The organism is Sinorhizobium sp. BG8, assembly GCF_016864555.1.
Classification (GTDB): Bacteria; Pseudomonadota; Alphaproteobacteria; order Rhizobiales; family Rhizobiaceae; genus BG8.
This window is the reverse complement of record NZ_CP044011.1, coordinates 1,171,281-1,185,898: the sequence shown is the minus strand read 5'-3', so window position 1 is coordinate 1,185,898 and position 14,618 is coordinate 1,171,281. Positions and strand designations below refer to the sequence as shown.

Sequence of the window (14,618 nt, the reverse complement as noted above, 5' to 3'; positions counted from 1 at the left end):
AGGCCTCCCGGGCGATGCAAACCCGTTCTAACGCTCGGTAGCGACAAGCCTGAGGCCGAGTTGCTCACTGGTCACGATGGTTCCGAACAAGGTGAGCGCCGTGCCATCGGCATCCTGCCCGCCTTGGGCAATGTTCAGCATGAAGGGCAGTCGTTGGCCGGGTGGCGCAGCCACACGGTGGCTGCTCCTCATGCCACCGAGCTTGATCTCCAGGGACACAGACAGCCGGTGATCGAGATCGCCGTAGATCTCCGCGAATCCGTTCGCCAAACCCGCTGGCGGTAGCCCCTCGGCTTCGCCGAGCCAATACACCGCGCCCGCCCCTCCGCCGATGCCCGGTCCGAAGTCGTCGCTCCGGTGGTTGATTGTCCCATTTCGCATGATCGGTCGGTTGATCACGGCTTCGTCCCGGATCGGAAACCAGGTCAGAACCCACTCGACCTCGATGAAATAGCGGCTCAGATTGGCGAAGCTAAAATCCGTCATGGCTCTTCCCCCATGGACACTATAACACACCCGGACTTTCTCGCGCGCTCGACATTCCCCGCTCTATCCCGACGGTTGCCCACTCGACCTGGAGTGGTGCAAACGCCTCCACCTGCCCATCACATTTGAGATGTCCAGCAGCGATTCGGCGGCCAACCTTCAAAAGCTCCGCCATCACGCTTTGACATCGGCACCTGGTCCTAATTTCTCTGCTTGGGGAACTCTGGATCACCGTGTGGGATGCATCTCGCGGCGCATTCCGCCACTCGCTTCCAGATGCGATCACGTTAATCAACAGGGCCCGCTTCCGCGGCACCTCGGTCAAGAACGATGAAAGCGTTGAGAAAATGGCGTGCCGGACAAGACGAAACCGGGCACCGCGATGTCATTGCTGCGCCTATTGATATCTGAGATCACCACTCGAAGTGGAATGTCCTGCTTTGCGCCATCTGCAGAGCTAAGGGGATAGCAACCGGGATTGTCGCGCATCGACCCGTTGCGAACATCAAGCTTGGCACCAATCCTCCACCTCGAAGCCTACGCCTTTGAACCGCGAGTGCTAGAGGATCGGCCCAGGAGGTCCTGGCATGCCCTCAACCAAGACGACCGTTACATCGTCATTTGTGTTGCCCCGGTCCTCGTTGCGACCAGGCAGCAGGTAGACGTTGGAGTAGGGCGCGCCGAGATTGGCAAGGGTGGTGGCCGCTCCGAGCAGGCCGATAACCTCGGGCAAGGAGGTCACAATGCCTTCCTCGCCCATCAGCTCGGCCAATATGTCGTCGGTCAGGATCCCGCCCTCAACCCAAGCGCCGTAGTAATCCGGCCAGGCGTTGAGCCGTCCATCCTGAGTGACGTAGAGATAGATCCAGAAGCGTATCTCCGCATCATAGTTGAACCAGTTGTTCACCTCGACCTCGACCGGAATTCGGACGTAGACGTACATTTTCCCGGTCTCATTCGGGTGGCCGTCCTTGCCGTCCGGAAACAGGTCCCAGGTCAGGATGGGATCGCCCCGTGGCGACAGCTTCTCCTGCGAGGAAATGGCAGCCGTGATCTGGCTTGGGGATACGAGGTTGCCGAGCGATTGGACGACTTCGTTCAGGGATTTCCGGTAGATGAGGACCGACGAAGTGCGATCGTTCATGAACGAACCGAGGGAGGAAAGCCTGGGATTATCCCCACCGTTGGCATCCAGCTTGACGTAACGGTCCCGGAAGCGGTCCGTCTGGAACAAGAACAGGCGGCCACCAACCTCGTCTGGACTCGCGCCATGCTCTGCGGACGAGACCCGGTCATTGAAGTTGAACCAGCTGAGGTTGACGAAGCCGGTCAACAGGCCGCCCACAGACAGGTTGAGGAACATGGACGCGCCACCAAAGTCAGAGTGCTGGTAGATGGTTCCGGTAACGTTATCGCCTTGGGACCCGCCCTTGCCCTTCCGCTTCAGCTTCTCGGCCAGCAGCTTCTTCGCTTCGTCTACCAGCCCGGCGATTTCCTTGTCCGTCCGTCCGCTGATGCCAATGCGATTGATCGCCATTTCAATCAGAATCGCGCCTTTGGCCGACGGCTCCTTCCGATATTGCTCAACCGCCTCTCGCAATTGCTCCTCGGCCGACATTCCCGATCGGAAGAGATCCTCCTTTTTGTAAGGCACCCCCAAGAAGCCGCGATTGTACCGGATGTCATCGGGGCTGGGTTCGCGCGTCTGGGCGTCTCGCGGTGCCCGCGCCAGTCGCGCCTTGGGCTTGCCGGACGAATTGCCCGACCCACACGGCCGGCAGCGATGCATTTGCTCGCACAGCTCCTTCAGACGATCGCAGTCGACAAAGAGCTTTTCCAGTTCCTGCTTTTTCATTGGTTCGTCCCATTCAGCGCAATCACCTGACAGGAAGCCGCATCAAACTACATAGGCACGGCGTTGTCGGGTGGAGTTGAGGACGCTGTCTTTGGCGCCCGTTCCCTGCCGTCGGGTCCTGCGGAGGTCGGGCGAATGCTCTTGGCGGAACAGTCACGCGTGGGTTGCTGGGCTATGTACCCTCCCCCGTCGTGCATTCACTCAACTTGCTCGCGTTCTCGGCAGATTGTACACTTTCTCCCTTCCTTTTGCGAGCGGACAATGACGCTCGGGGCAGCTCCGGAGATCACCGAACATATCAGCTCATGCCGGGAACGAGATGCAGCGAGGCCTAAGGGAAACGGAGGCACGAGAGAATTCCTTTCTCCCTTTCTGTTGCGGGGATCGTCGGGGCTAGTCGATGTCACCGCAATGTCCGCTGACCACCCGATCTGGACGTTCCGAGACGGTGGTTGAGGGGCAGCCGGTGAGATGATCCCCTGCATATTTCGATCCGAGTGGACTTCAATAGGCAAGACCAAGCACAGGACACCGAACAGCAGCGCGGCGCGGCAAAGATTCTGGGATCATTTGAATAGCTTTATCGCGCTTCTGACCATTTCTGCGCTTCAAGAGTTGCGCGATGCATGGAGGAAAGAGCGAAGCGGGATTGGGGCGACAAGCAAACTTGATGACATAGCTGCCACGAGGTTCGAAACCTGTACGGTGTGACCGTCGCATCTATCTAAATTACGAGGGGAAGAAAAATGGCGCACCCGAAGAGATTCGAACTCCTGACCCCCAGATTCGTAGTCTGGTGCTCTATCCAGCTGAGCTACGGGTGCGTCGGCAGCAGGAGCGTGTTGTCCGGCTGCGAGGCGATCTCCTAAATCGTCCCGCGCCCCATTGCAAGCGAATTTGCGAAAAAATCGGCATTTTGCTGTTGAGATACCGACATCCCATTGAAATTCCTGGACAAACTTTAATCAGGCGCGATGACGGAAGGCGTCGAGCGGCACGGGGCGGTCCGGAAGCTCGATGTGAAACAGCGTTCCGGGCGTCTGTTTATCGACAAGGGTGATGGCGCCGCCATGGGCGAGCACCAGTTCGCGCGCGATCGCCAGGCCAAGGCCGGTGCCGCCCGAACGGGCGGAGCCGCGGAAGGCCGCGAACAGGTTTTCGCGGGCCTTCGCCGGCATGCCGGGGCCGGTGTCGTCGATGGCGATGGAGACGACGCTGCCGGTCCGGTCCCCACTGACCACAATGCGGCGTTCGGAGCCACGGTCCTGCAGGAGAGCCTGGACTGCGTTGCGGCAGATATTGTGGATCACGCGGAACAACTGCTCGCTGTCGGCGTCGACTTCGAGAAGCGCGTCGATCTCGACGACGAATTCGATGCCGCTCCTCGGATCGATCGCCAGCATCTCGGCCACGTCCTTGACGAGCGGCAGCAGCGGGACGAAACGCCGGCGCGGCTCCGGTTCGCGCATCCGCCCGTAGGAGAGCACGTCAGTGGTATAGGCCACGGCCCGGTCGATGGTGCGCAGGAGCTTCGGCGCGAAACGCTTGACCACCGGATCGTCTACGTCCGCGAGCCTGTCCGACATCAGCTGGGCCGAGGAAAGGATGTTGCGCATGTCGTGATTGATCTTGGAGACGGCCAGGCCGAGATCGGCGAGATTTTTCTGTTCCTTGAGGGTGCGCTGCAGCGCCTGCTGCATCTGCGACAGGTGGATCTCCGCTACCACCAGCTCGTCGCGGCCTTCGCTCGGCACCAGTACGCGAGATGGATCGCCGGGATCGCCGGCAAACTCGCGCATGTTCGCGGTCATCCGGCGGATCGGCCGGATCAGCATCCGGTTGATGGCAAGGAAGATCAGCCCTGCCGTAATCATGGAGATGATGATCGTCAGCACGAGGACGTTGCGGGCATAGGCCAGCATGGCGAAGCGCAGGGCCTTGTCCTTCAGCACCAGCTCGATGACCGCATCGCTTTCGCCGACGGGGCCGTAGACGCGGATGACGCGCTGGCCGCCGAAGAAGAGGGTGTCGAACGCATCACGGATCGCAGCGACCGGCCCCACGTCGGAAAGGTCGTACTGCGCATCGACCTCCGGCGGCATGTCCGAGATCGCGATCATGCGCGAGGCGTCGCTGCGCCGGAGCACGATCGCCTTCGTTCCTGTCGCCACCAGCGTCTCGTCCTGCAACGGACGAGGGAGTTCGTGGTCCCTCAGCCCGTCCACGACCACGGCAGCGGCAGCGGCGGTATTCAGCCGATCATTCAGCCAGCGCAAACGCATGCTCGCGACGGAAGGGACGAAGATCAGGATTTCGGCGATGATCACGCCGACGACCGTCAGCAACAGCAGCTTGCCGGACAGGCCGGACATCAAGCCGGCGACGGGAACCGGAGGATCGTCAAGCGGGGGAGAGGTCTCTTTACCAAACATCTCGATCTCCCGAAGTCACCTATTTCGCGCGAGGCCACCGACCTGCGCCACGCGATCCCCTTGCGGAGGACCGGCAACGAGATTGGGCGCCGGCAACCCATAATATGAGATCACAGGAGGTTTTCCAATGCCTTGGTCAGAAAGTCGCACCGATGTGGCGAGGCCGGTTTCCCATCGCCTCCGCAACAGATAGATGCCCGACAAGAGTTCGGCGCGCCGCTTACGGGCGCGCCGTGCTGGTGATTCCAGTGATCAGGCGGCTTCGTTCTGGCCGAAGAGCTCAGAACTCTTCCCAGCTCTCCTCGGCGACCGCAGCCGACTTGCCCCGAAGGCCCGGGCAACGTTGCCGATCATGCGCCGCGCAGGCGAAGCGACGGGCCGGGCGGTTGCTGCCACTTCAACGGGCCGGGACTGCGTCTGGAAGCCATCGCCCGTGCGGAACTTGGCCATCAGCCCCGCAAGCGTATCCGCCTCGCTCTTGAGCTTGTGCGTCGCAGCCGACGTCTCTTCGACCATCGCCGCATTGTGCTGCGTGACCTGGTCCATCTGGTTGATCGCCGTGCTGACTTCCTGCAGGCCCGTTGACTGCTCGCGTGCGGCCGTTGCGATCGAATGGATATGATCGTTGATCTTGAGGACGCGATTTTCGATGTCGGACAGGGCAGAGCCTGTTGCCTGGACGTATTTGACACCGACGGAGACTTCGTCGCTCGACTTGGTGATGAGCCCCTTGATGTCCTTGGCTGCGCTTGCCGCACGCTGGGCAAGCTCACGAACCTCCTGGGCTACGACAGCGAAACCCTTGCCGGCATCGCCGGCGCGCGCTGCTTCGACGCCTGCGTTGAGCGCCAGCAGGTTGGTCTGGAAGGCGATCTCATCGATGACGTTGATGATCTGGTTGATTTCGCTGGACGCCTGCTCGATGCGGCCCATGGCATCGATCGCGTTGCGCACGACCTCGCCGGACTGCTTCGCGCTCCTCGTGGCCTCGCCGACCATTACAGTGGCTTCCTGGGCGCGCTCCGTCGAGTTCTTAACGGCGGCGGTGATCTCTTCGAGAGCGGCAGACGTCTCCTCCAGCGCAGCAGCCTGCTGCTCGGTGCGCTTTGACAGATCGTCGGAGGCGGAGCGCAACTCACCGGAATTGGCGTTGATCGAGTCGGTGGAGACGCGAACGTCGCCCATCGTGCTCCTGAGGATAGCCAGCGCATTGTTGACGTTCGCCTGCAGTTCGGCGAAGGCGCCGCGGAAATCTCCCTGCATGGTGCGGGTCAGGTCGCCCTCGGCAAGCGATCCGATCACCCGCCGGGTCTCGCCAATGCCCTGGTCCACGCCGGACACGAGTTCGTTCACGCTTGCGGCGAAGCGGTTGAGGTTCTGATCGCCGTAGTCCTTTTCGATCCGGCTGGTGAAATCGCCTGACGCTGCGGCATCAACGACCACGGCAATGCTCGACTGGAGATCGGCGCTCTTTTCGCGAAGTACCCGCTCCTGAGCATTCAGATCGCGGACGGTGAGTGCGTTCTGGCGGAAGACGGCGACGGCCGCGGCCATATCGCCGATCTCGTCCTTGCGGCCCCGATACGGAACCTCGGACTCGAGATCGCCCGCAGCGAGACGCTTCATCGTGTCGGTGACGTTCTGGATCGGCGCGCTGAGCTGCTTGGTCGCGATGTAGAATGCAGCGCCGCCGCCCGCAACGAGGCCGACGCCCATCGTCGCCAGGAGGATCGAGAGCATCAGCGTCTCGAAGGAGGAAATGTCTGCCTTGATGGTCTCGAGATTTGCGCGGTCGAACTTGACCACGTCGTCGATCTCAGCCTGGAAGGCCTTTCGGTTTGCACGGTTGGCGTCGTTGTTGCCCTGTTCGTTGGCAGCCGCGATCGATACCTCCGTTCCCAGCCGCGCCGTTTCCGAGCGGAAGCCACGGAACTCGGCGGCGCGCGCGACGACGGCATCGAACTCGGAAATCTGGGCCGCGGGAACCAGCGGGCGCCACTGCGCAAGCGTCTCGTCGATGCCGTTCAACTCCTTGACGATGCCGTCGGCGAACTTCTTGGCCCCTTCCGTCGAGGTGGATGCGTAGACGCCGCGCGCCTCCATGACAACGGCAGTCACCTGGCGGTTCAGGTGTTCACCGAGAAAGGCGCGGTCGGAGGCGTTCTCGTATTCCCGTAGTTTCTGATTGTATTCATTGACGACACTGATGGACATGGCGCCGATCAGGATGGATATGAAACCCATGATCCCGACGATCAGATAGATTTTACCGCGAATTTTCACGTCATGGCTCCCCAAAAGGACTATGGACCTCAGGAGCGCATTGAAATCTCAGCCTCCCATCCCGTTTCGACTATGGGGGCTAATAGTTAATGAGAGTTTTAGTAAATATGCACGGACTTGACAGATATCGACCGGGAATTCTTGTTTAAAATCAATTTTTTCCGCCTGACGTAACGGTAGTCTAGGCGCGGCAATTGCAATCTCGGACAATCTGCGATTGCTTTTCCCGTTAACGATTTGGACGGAGACCGCCTCGTTTCCCAGGGCGGATTTGACTTTTACCGGGCTTTGCCCTTATAAGCCGCAGCGTCCGGGCGGCCCCGCTCTCGCAGCGCAGGCAAATTGCGTCCGGAACACCACGCTCCTTGCTAAACGCAAACCCAAGAAGGGCCGCACACCGCGGTATTAAAATAAATGTCGAAGCGTACCTATCAACCCTCCAAGCTCGTTCGCAAGCGCCGTCACGGATTCCGTGCCCGCATGGCAACCAAGGGCGGCCAGAAGGTTCTTTCCGCTCGCCGCGCACGTGGCCGCAAGCGTCTGTCGGCCTAAGGCCGTGCTTGCCCGAAACGAGATGGCGGGCAATGTCAAAGAATGACGAGAAATCCACTGTCGGACGGCTCACCAGCCGCCCGCAGTTTCTTTTTGTGCGAGAGGGCGAGAAGCGCAAGGGTCCACTGTTCCTTCTCGAGATGCGCGACCGGCAGCAGCCGGACGCCAAGCCCCGCGTAGGCTTTACCGTTACCAAGAAGCATGGCAATGCCGTTGAACGGAACCGGATGCGCCGGCGCCTCAAGGAAGCCGTGCGTCTATCGGCCGGGTTTGCAATGCAGCCAGGACACGACTATGTGATTGTCGCCAGGCGCGAGATCCTACACGCATCCTTTGAGGATTTGCAGGAACGCCTGCGCGATCGGATCCAGACCACGCAGAAACAAAAGAGGTCGGCGACGCCCGGCCCCGGGAAAGAATGATGGAAAAAAACCGCAATTATTTCGTGGCGATTGCGCTGTCGGTGCTGATCCTGATCGCCTGGCAGTTCCTGTACGTCAATCCGAAGCTCGAGAAGGACCGCCTTCTGACGGAAGCCCAGCAGACACAGCAGGCAGCCGAGCAGAAGCCGGGACAGACCACCGCAGGCGCCGGCAGCACGGCGGTGACGCCGAACGGCGCGGTTCCGGGTGGAGCGCTGGAGAGCCACGACCAGGCGGTGGCCAAGTCTGCGCGCGTCGCAATCGACACGCCCGCCCTTGCCGGCTCCATCAATCTGACCGGAGCTCGCTTCGACGATCTCAGGCTCAAGGAATTCCACGAGACGGTCGACAAATCGAGCCCGATCATCACGCTTTTCAGCCCGGCGGAAACGCAGCACGGCTACTTTGCGGAACTCGGCTTTGTCGGCAGCGACGCGACGGGCCAGACCCCCGGTCCGCAGACCGTGTGGACACAGCAGGGCGACGGCAAGCTGACGGCTTCCACGCCCGTGACGCTCACCTTCACCAACGAGAAGGGCGTTGTCTTCACGCGCACGATCTCGGTCGACGAACACTACATGTTCCAGGTCACCGACAGCATCAAGAACGCGACGGGCGCGCCGATTTCTCTGTCGCCCTACGGACGCGTCACTCGCTTCGAGAAGCCGACGACGCCGAGCGTCTACGTGCTGCACGAAGGCTTCATCGGCGTTATCGGCGAACATGGCCTGCAGGAAGTCAAGTACACGACGACCGAGGAAGACACGACCGTAGCACCTGGCAAGGCCACCACCGGCTGGCTGGGCATCACCGACAAGTATTGGGCGTCCGCCATCGTTCCGCCGCAGGACTCGCCGTATGAAACCCGCTTCTCGCACTTCACCGACGGCCGTCCGCGTTACCAGGCGGACTACAAGCAGGACGCGATCACCATTCCCGCGGGCGAAACGGTCGACGTCAAGAACCTCCTTTTCGGCGGCGCCAAGGAAGTTCCCGTCATCGACGGCTACAAGACGAGCTATTCGATCCCGCACTTCGACCTCATGATCGACTGGGGCTGGTTCTGGTTCTTCACCAAGCCGATGTTCCAGCTGATGGACTTCTTCTTCCGCTACTTCGGCAATTTCGGTATCGCGATCCTTATCACCACCATCGTGGTCAAGGGCCTGTTCTTCCCGATCGCCAGCAAGCAGTACGCTTCGATGGCCAACATGAAGAAGGTGCAGCCGAAGATGGAAGAGCTGAAGGCCAAGTTCGGCGACGACCGGATGGGCCTGCAGCAGGCGATGATGCAGCTCTACAAGGAAGAGAAGATCAACCCGCTGGCCGGTTGCTGGCCGATCTTCCTGCAGATCCCCGTGTTCTTCGCGCTCTACAAGGTCATCTACGTCACCATCGAGATGCGCCACGCACCGTTCTTCGGCTGGATCCAGGATCTTTCCGCTCCCGATCCGACCTCGATCTTCAACCTATTCGGCCTGCTTCCCTTTGCCGTTCCACATGCGCTGCTCATCGGCGTCTGGCCGCTGATCATGGGTGTCACCATGTTCCTGCAGATGCGCATGAACCCGACGCCTCCGGATCCGACGCAGGCTATGATCTTCACCTGGATGCCGGTCGTCTTCACCTTCATGTTGGCGAGCTTCCCGGCGGGCCTGGTGATCTATTGGGCCTGGAACAACACGCTGTCCATCATCCAGCAGGCGATCATCATGAAGCGCCATGGGGTGAAGGTGGAACTGTTCAGCAACCTCAAAGGGCTGTTTGGCAAAAAGAAAACGGATCCAGCGCAGTAGCGACGATCCGCACAGATCAGACACACCGATTGGAAACCCCGGCTCGACCGGGGTTTTCTTTTGCCCATGCCGGCCGCTCTTCATTGCGACATCGCCGCGTCGCTCGTATGCGCGTTGCCGCCCTGCATCTTTGCGATGATTGCGCGTCACCAATCTCCAGGGCGTGAAGCGATTCGACGGAGTCGTCCTGCCGCACTGGACCGTTCTCTTCGCCACGTCTTCGCCCCGAAACCGGTTCCCTTCTCCGGGAGCCAAGTTGGTAGAGCCAAACGACCATGTCTCCATCTCCCGCACTGGTTTCCAACAAGAGGCCGGAAACGCAAGGTCAGGGGGTCGGTGCAGCACTCGTTCTCGCCTCGGCGATCGTCTGGAGCTTCGGCGGCACACTGGCACGCTTTCTCCATGTCGAGGACGGCTGGACGATCGTGTTCTGGCGGTCGCTCTTCGCCGCCATCTTCCTTTTCGGGTTCATGCTGTTGAGGGACGGAGTTGCGGGCACCCGCCGGCTCTTCCAGGACATGGGCTGGCCGGGAGTGGCCGTCGGGCTCTGTTTCGCCACGGCCTCGACCTCGTTCATCCTGGCGCTCGCCTATACGACGGTCGCAAACATCCTTCTCATCCAGGCGAGCGTGCCGCTCATTGCCGCGCTGCTCTCGTGGCTCCTGTTCCGCGAGCGGATCGCAATGCAGACCTGGGTCGCCATCGCTGTCGTCATTACAGGCGTGTGCATCATGGTGTCCGGGTCGATGACGGGAGAGGTCTCACCGATCGGTGATGCGCTCGCGCTGCTGATCGCATTCGCCTTTGCCTCGGCCACCGTGATCACGCGGCGGTATTCACACGTTCGAATGACGCCGGCCGTCTTCTTCGGGACCATCGTCGCCGCCACCTTTGCGGCGAGCCAGTCGTCCGGTCTCGGCGTCGACGGTCGGGAACTGGCCATCCTCATGGTGTTCGGAGCCTTCAATTTTGGCCTCGGACTGGCCTTGTTCGTTACCGGCGCCCGGCTCGTCCCCTCCGCGGTCGCAGCTCTTCTCAGCACTGCCGAGACCGTGCTGGCCCCGGTCTGGGTCGCCATCATCCATTCCGAAATCCCGAGTACCCGCACCGTCATCGGCGGCACCATCGTGCTTGTCGCCCTGCTCGGCTACCTGCTGCTGGAGGTGTGGCAGCAACGCCGTACTGGCCCGGTTCGCATCGTATCGGGACCTGAAGCTTGACATTCCATTCCAAAACCCCGAAGCCGGGCCAAACCCCGAGCGAAAGGCAAGCGGAATGACCGAGAAGAGCACGCCCGACCAGAAGCCGCTGTTCGGCCGGCCCTGGATCTTCATCCGCGGCGTGCCGTCGATGAAGTTCCTTCCGCCCGAGGGGCCGCCGGAAGTCGCGTTCGCCGGGCGCTCCAACGTCGGAAAGTCGTCGCTGATCAATGCGCTGGTCGGACACAAGGGACTGGCCCGGACATCGAACACGCCCGGCCGGACGCAGGAACTGAACTACTTCGTGCCCGACGGATATTCCGGCGCGGAGGGGGATCTGCCGCCCATGGCGCTCGTCGACATGCCAGGCTACGGCTACGCTCAGGCTCCCAAAGACCAGGTCGATGCCTGGACAAAGCTCGTCTTCGACTATCTGCGCGGCCGCTCGACACTGAAGCGCGTCTATGTGCTGATCGACAGCCGCCACGGCATCAAGAAGAACGACGAAGAAGTCTTTGACCTGCTGGACAAGGCCGCCGTGTCCTACCAGCTCGTGTTGACGAAGGTCGACAAGATCAAGACTGCGGGCGTTCCCCGGCTGATCGCCGAGACGCTCGAGAAGATCCGCAAGCGGCCGGCCGCCTATCCGGAAGTGCTCGCGACATCCTCCGAGAAGTCGCAGGGGCTGGAAACGCTTCGCGCCGCGATCGAGACGACGATCGGGCGCTGACCTTTCCGTAGTGTCGCCCTTAGCGCGGGCGTCGGGACATCGGTTTGCAAGTTGACCGATGTCACTACCGCGACATGAATTGTGTACTATCTCCTGATCGGCGAACTCGCCGATGCGGTCGCTGCACCGAAAGAGAGGAGAACACTATGTCAGATCTGATCGTCATAGGCTTCGACAAGACGGATGAAGCCGACAAGGTCCTGCTGAAGCTTAACAGTCTCAAGAAGGAATATCTGGTCGACCTGGAAGACGCGGTGGTGGTCGTGCGCGACGAACAAGGGAAGGTCCATCTCAAGCAGAGCATGAACCTGACGGCCATCGGAGCTTCGTCCGGCCTTCTTTCGGGCGCCATCTGGGGCGGCCTCGTCGGTTTGCTCTTCCTCAATCCGCTGGCCGGCTTTGCACTCGGAGGCGCCATCGGCGCGGGGGCAGGCGCCCTTTCCGGATCGCTCGCCGACTACGGCATAGACGACGACTTCATCAAATCGCTCGGAGCGACGATCCCCAACAACTCGTCCGCGCTCTTCGTGCTGGTCCGCAAGGTGCAGCCCGAGAAGGTGCTCGCAGAGTTCGAGGGCCTGAGAGGAAAGGTCCTGAAGACGTCGCTCTCCCCCGAGCAGGAGAAGCAGCTTCAGGAAGCCCTGTCGGATCCGACGACCGCCTCGCCGCCGGCCGGAACATTCTGATCCCAGAGAAGGCCGCGCCTCCAAGGAGCGCGCGGCTCTCCCGCAGTTGCCGTGAAGAGAGCGCGCCCGAGCAAACGTTGCCGTTGCGGCAGATGGGGTGGATCAGAAGCTGCGAGTCTTGCCGGAAGCGATGATTGGACCGGTTGCCGCGCCAGTTGGCGAGCCGCCGAGCGGCTCGACGCTTACTGCAAGCACAGCACCTGTCGCGACCTTGCGGCGCACCGCCTGTGGGACCGAGAGCTTGCCCTCACCCGTTTGCGGAAGAACGCCGAGAGAGACCGGAGGCCTCCCCTCTTCCACCAACCAGACCTCCAGAGACTTCTTTGTCTCCTTCGCGGCGGCAACCGGCGTCAGCTTCAGTGCTCCCGTGCCGGTGTCATAAAAGGCCATGAGGCTGATGTCGTTTGCATCGCCCGTCAGTTCGGCGACGAGGGGCGAGCTTGTGTGCTGCGGAGAAAGGAGGCTGCCCGCGACAATTCCGAACCCCGCCGCCGCGGCGACCGAGGCAAAGGCAATGGAGCGCCAGAAGATCAGGGAGTTCCAGAAACCTACCTTGCCTGGCACCGTCATCAGCGCATCACCCGCAGTCGGCGCGAAAATGCGCGACTCGAACGGCCGATAGAGGCCCTGCGGGGGGGCAATGGTCTCGTAGTCATCGTTGAAGCTCGAGAGATTTTCCGCCCAGCGATTGACCATCGCGGCGAAGTTCCGGTCGCTCGCGAGACGTACCTCGACCTTGCGTCGGTCTTCCTCGGAGAGGACACCAAGCACGTACTCCCCCGCGATCACTTCGTCACGGCGGAAGTCTCCCATTTCTCTGTCGGACGCCGTCATCGCCTCCCGCACTCTCTGTGTTACAACAGGCTTCGCTGAAGCCAGGTTCGCGTCGTGTTCAGCGGAACGCCGTAAACATCCGCCAGTGTCTCATCCTTCAGACCTTCCACATAGGCACATCGGAAAGCGGACGATCTGTCCGTCTCCAGCTCCTGCATGCAGGTTTCTATCCGGCGTCCATCCCATCGCAGCTCCGCACTTTCCTCCGAAGTTGCGAGCAGATCGGAGGCATCATAGGCCTCATCCAACTTTGTTGCCACTGGTCTTGTGCGCCTCGGCAAATCATTCGAAGGATTGCGCACGATGACGGCAAGGCAGGCGTCTGTGCTTTCACTCGCGACCGCAAGGATACCATCGCGTTTTGGCAGCGGTATCCGCTTATCTTTCGGCAGGATCATTCCCTCGTCACAAAACATGCGTTAAACAGGCGCCGTCAAATTCAGGAGCCAGCCCATGTCCGAATCCGAAAGCGAAACCCAGGCCCGTCTTCTCGCCCAGGCCCTGCCCTTCATGCAGCGCTACGAGAACAAGACGATCGTGGTGAAGTATGGCGGGCACGCCATGGGCAACCCGGAACTCGGAAAGGCTTTCGCGAGCGACATCGCGCTCCTGAAGCAATCCGGTGTCAACCCGATCGTCGTTCACGGCGGCGGCCCGCAGATCGGCGCCATGCTGGCCAAGATGGGCATCGAATCGAAGTTCGAGGGCGGGCTGCGCGTCACCGACCAGAAGACGGTAGAGATCGTCGAAATGGTTCTCGCTGGCTCCATCAACAAGGAAATCGTGGCGCTCATCAACCAGACCGGCGAATGGGCGATCGGGCTCTGCGGAAAAGACGGCAACATGGTCTTCGCCGAGAAGGCGAAGAAGACCGTTATCGATCCCGACAGCAACATCGAGCGCGTTCTCGATCTCGGCTATGTCGGGGAAGTCGTCGAAGTCGACCGCACACTGATCGACCTGCTGGCGAAATCCGAGATGATCCCGGTGATTGCGCCCGTAGCACCCGGCCGTGACGGCAACACCTACAACATCAATGCAGACACGTTCGCCGGCGCGATCGCCGGTGCGCTGAACGCCACGCGCCTGCTCTTCCTCACCGACGTTCCCGGCGTACTCGACAAGCAGGGGCAACTGATCAAGGAACTCTCGGTCGCCCAGGCACGCGCGCTCATCAAGGACGGCACGATTTCGGGCGGCATGATTCCGAAGGTCGAGACCTGCATCGATGCGATCAAGGCAGGCGTGCAGGGCGTCGTCATCCTGAACGGCAAGACCTCGCATTCCGTGCTGCTCGAAATCTTCACCGAAGGCGGCGCCGGCACTCTCATCGTTTCCTGAGC

The 14,618-nt window shown here is 61.1% G+C and carries 12 protein-coding genes, 1 tRNA gene and 1 pseudogene; 7 read left to right on the top strand and 7 right to left on the bottom strand.

Annotated elements, in window-relative coordinates; all coding sequences use genetic code 11:
- Positions 1 to 27: 27 nt before the first annotated feature.
- The 5 genes and pseudogenes from F3Y30_RS05475 to F3Y30_RS05455 form a co-directional block, all read right to left on the bottom strand.
- Positions 28 to 486, bottom strand: a complete 459-nt coding sequence (locus tag F3Y30_RS05475) for a hypothetical protein (RefSeq protein WP_203425500.1) — start codon at positions 484 to 486, stop codon at positions 28 to 30.
- A 559-nt stretch (positions 487 to 1,045) separates the two neighbouring features.
- Positions 1,046 to 2,341 carry a hypothetical protein gene (locus F3Y30_RS05470; protein ID WP_203425499.1) on the bottom strand — a complete coding sequence of 432 codons (1,296 nt, stop codon included), beginning with the start codon at positions 2,339 to 2,341 and terminating at the stop codon, positions 1,046 to 1,048.
- 747 nt (positions 2,342 to 3,088) lie between these two features.
- Positions 3,089 to 3,165: transfer RNA gene (locus F3Y30_RS05465), tRNA-Arg, on the bottom strand.
- A 141-nt stretch (positions 3,166 to 3,306) separates the two neighbouring features.
- Positions 3,307 to 4,713, bottom strand: coding sequence for a HAMP domain-containing sensor histidine kinase (locus tag F3Y30_RS05460; RefSeq protein ID WP_246752952.1), 1,407 nt, complete (start codon positions 4,711 to 4,713; stop codon positions 3,307 to 3,309).
- A gap of 340 nt (positions 4,714 to 5,053) precedes the next feature.
- Positions 5,054 to 7,056: pseudogene (locus tag F3Y30_RS05455) on the bottom strand (methyl-accepting chemotaxis protein).
- A gap of 414 nt (positions 7,057 to 7,470) precedes the next feature.
- Between F3Y30_RS05455 and rpmH the strand changes: the two are divergent.
- The 6 genes from rpmH to F3Y30_RS05425 all read left to right on the top strand — a co-directional run bounded on the left by rpmH (position 7,471) and on the right by F3Y30_RS05425 (position 12,441).
- Complete coding sequence (gene rpmH / locus F3Y30_RS05450; protein WP_203425497.1) at positions 7,471 to 7,608, top strand: 50S ribosomal protein L34; 138 nt, start codon at positions 7,471 to 7,473, stop codon at positions 7,606 to 7,608.
- Between the two features lie 32 nt (positions 7,609 to 7,640).
- Positions 7,641 to 8,030, top strand: a complete 390-nt coding sequence (gene rnpA, locus F3Y30_RS05445; RefSeq protein ID WP_203425496.1) for a ribonuclease P protein component — start codon at positions 7,641 to 7,643, stop codon at positions 8,028 to 8,030.
- Positions 8,030 to 9,826 carry a membrane protein insertase YidC gene (yidC, locus tag F3Y30_RS05440; protein WP_203425495.1) on the top strand — a complete coding sequence of 599 codons (1,797 nt, stop codon included), beginning with the start codon at positions 8,030 to 8,032 and terminating at the stop codon, positions 9,824 to 9,826. The genes rnpA and yidC overlap by 1 nt, the downstream gene beginning before the upstream one ends.
- Before the next feature lie 275 nt (positions 9,827 to 10,101).
- Positions 10,102 to 11,046 carry a DMT family transporter gene (locus tag F3Y30_RS05435; RefSeq protein ID WP_203425494.1) on the top strand — a complete coding sequence of 315 codons (945 nt, stop codon included), beginning with the start codon at positions 10,102 to 10,104 and terminating at the stop codon, positions 11,044 to 11,046.
- Positions 11,047 to 11,101: 55 nt separating this feature from the next.
- Complete coding sequence (yihA, locus tag F3Y30_RS05430) at positions 11,102 to 11,755, top strand: ribosome biogenesis GTP-binding protein YihA/YsxC (protein ID WP_203425493.1); 654 nt, start codon at positions 11,102 to 11,104, stop codon at positions 11,753 to 11,755.
- Positions 11,756 to 11,901: 146 nt separating this feature from the next.
- Positions 11,902 to 12,441, top strand: a complete 540-nt coding sequence (locus F3Y30_RS05425) for a DUF1269 domain-containing protein (RefSeq protein ID WP_203425492.1) — start codon at positions 11,902 to 11,904, stop codon at positions 12,439 to 12,441.
- Between the two features lie 102 nt (positions 12,442 to 12,543).
- Here the strand turns inward: F3Y30_RS05425 and F3Y30_RS05420 are convergent, their stop codons facing one another.
- Positions 12,544 to 13,275, bottom strand: a complete 732-nt coding sequence (locus tag F3Y30_RS05420) for an anti-sigma factor (protein ID WP_203425491.1) — start codon at positions 13,273 to 13,275, stop codon at positions 12,544 to 12,546.
- 20 nt (positions 13,276 to 13,295) lie between these two features.
- Complete coding sequence (locus tag F3Y30_RS05415) at positions 13,296 to 13,535, bottom strand: sigma factor-like helix-turn-helix DNA-binding protein (protein ID WP_203425490.1); 240 nt, start codon at positions 13,533 to 13,535, stop codon at positions 13,296 to 13,298.
- Positions 13,536 to 13,728: 193 nt separating this feature from the next.
- Between F3Y30_RS05415 and argB the strand changes: the two genes are divergently transcribed.
- Complete coding sequence (argB, locus tag F3Y30_RS05410; protein ID WP_203425489.1) at positions 13,729 to 14,616, top strand: acetylglutamate kinase; 888 nt, start codon at positions 13,729 to 13,731, stop codon at positions 14,614 to 14,616.
- The last annotated feature ends 2 nt before the right edge of the window (positions 14,617 to 14,618 follow it).

What these genes read in the sequence shown, in the direction of transcription:
- F3Y30_RS05475 (WP_203425500.1), bottom strand. Translation starts at nt 486, where the DNA reads ATGACGGATTTTAGCTTCGCCAATCTGAGCCGCTATTTCATCGAGGTC.
- yihA (WP_203425493.1), top strand. Translation starts at nt 11,102, where the DNA reads ATGACCGAGAAGAGCACGCCCGACCAGAAGCCGCTGTTCGGCCGGCCC.
- F3Y30_RS05470 (WP_203425499.1), bottom strand. Translation starts at nt 2,341, where the DNA reads ATGAAAAAGCAGGAACTGGAAAAGCTCTTTGTCGACTGCGATCGTCTG.
- F3Y30_RS05460 (WP_246752952.1), bottom strand. Translation starts at nt 4,713, where the DNA reads ATGTCCGGCCTGTCCGGCAAGCTGCTGTTGCTGACGGTCGTCGGCGTG.
- rnpA (WP_203425496.1), top strand. Translation starts at nt 7,641, where the DNA reads ATGTCAAAGAATGACGAGAAATCCACTGTCGGACGGCTCACCAGCCGC.
- F3Y30_RS05425 (WP_203425492.1), top strand. Translation starts at nt 11,902, where the DNA reads ATGTCAGATCTGATCGTCATAGGCTTCGACAAGACGGATGAAGCCGAC.
- F3Y30_RS05420 (WP_203425491.1), bottom strand. Translation starts at nt 13,275, where the DNA reads ATGACGGCGTCCGACAGAGAAATGGGAGACTTCCGCCGTGACGAAGTG.
- F3Y30_RS05435 (WP_203425494.1), top strand. Translation starts at nt 10,102, where the DNA reads ATGTCTCCATCTCCCGCACTGGTTTCCAACAAGAGGCCGGAAACGCAA.
- yidC (WP_203425495.1), top strand. Translation starts at nt 8,030, where the DNA reads ATGGAAAAAAACCGCAATTATTTCGTGGCGATTGCGCTGTCGGTGCTG.
- rpmH (WP_203425497.1), top strand. Translation starts at nt 7,471, where the DNA reads ATGTCGAAGCGTACCTATCAACCCTCCAAGCTCGTTCGCAAGCGCCGT.
- argB (WP_203425489.1), top strand. Translation starts at nt 13,729, where the DNA reads ATGTCCGAATCCGAAAGCGAAACCCAGGCCCGTCTTCTCGCCCAGGCC.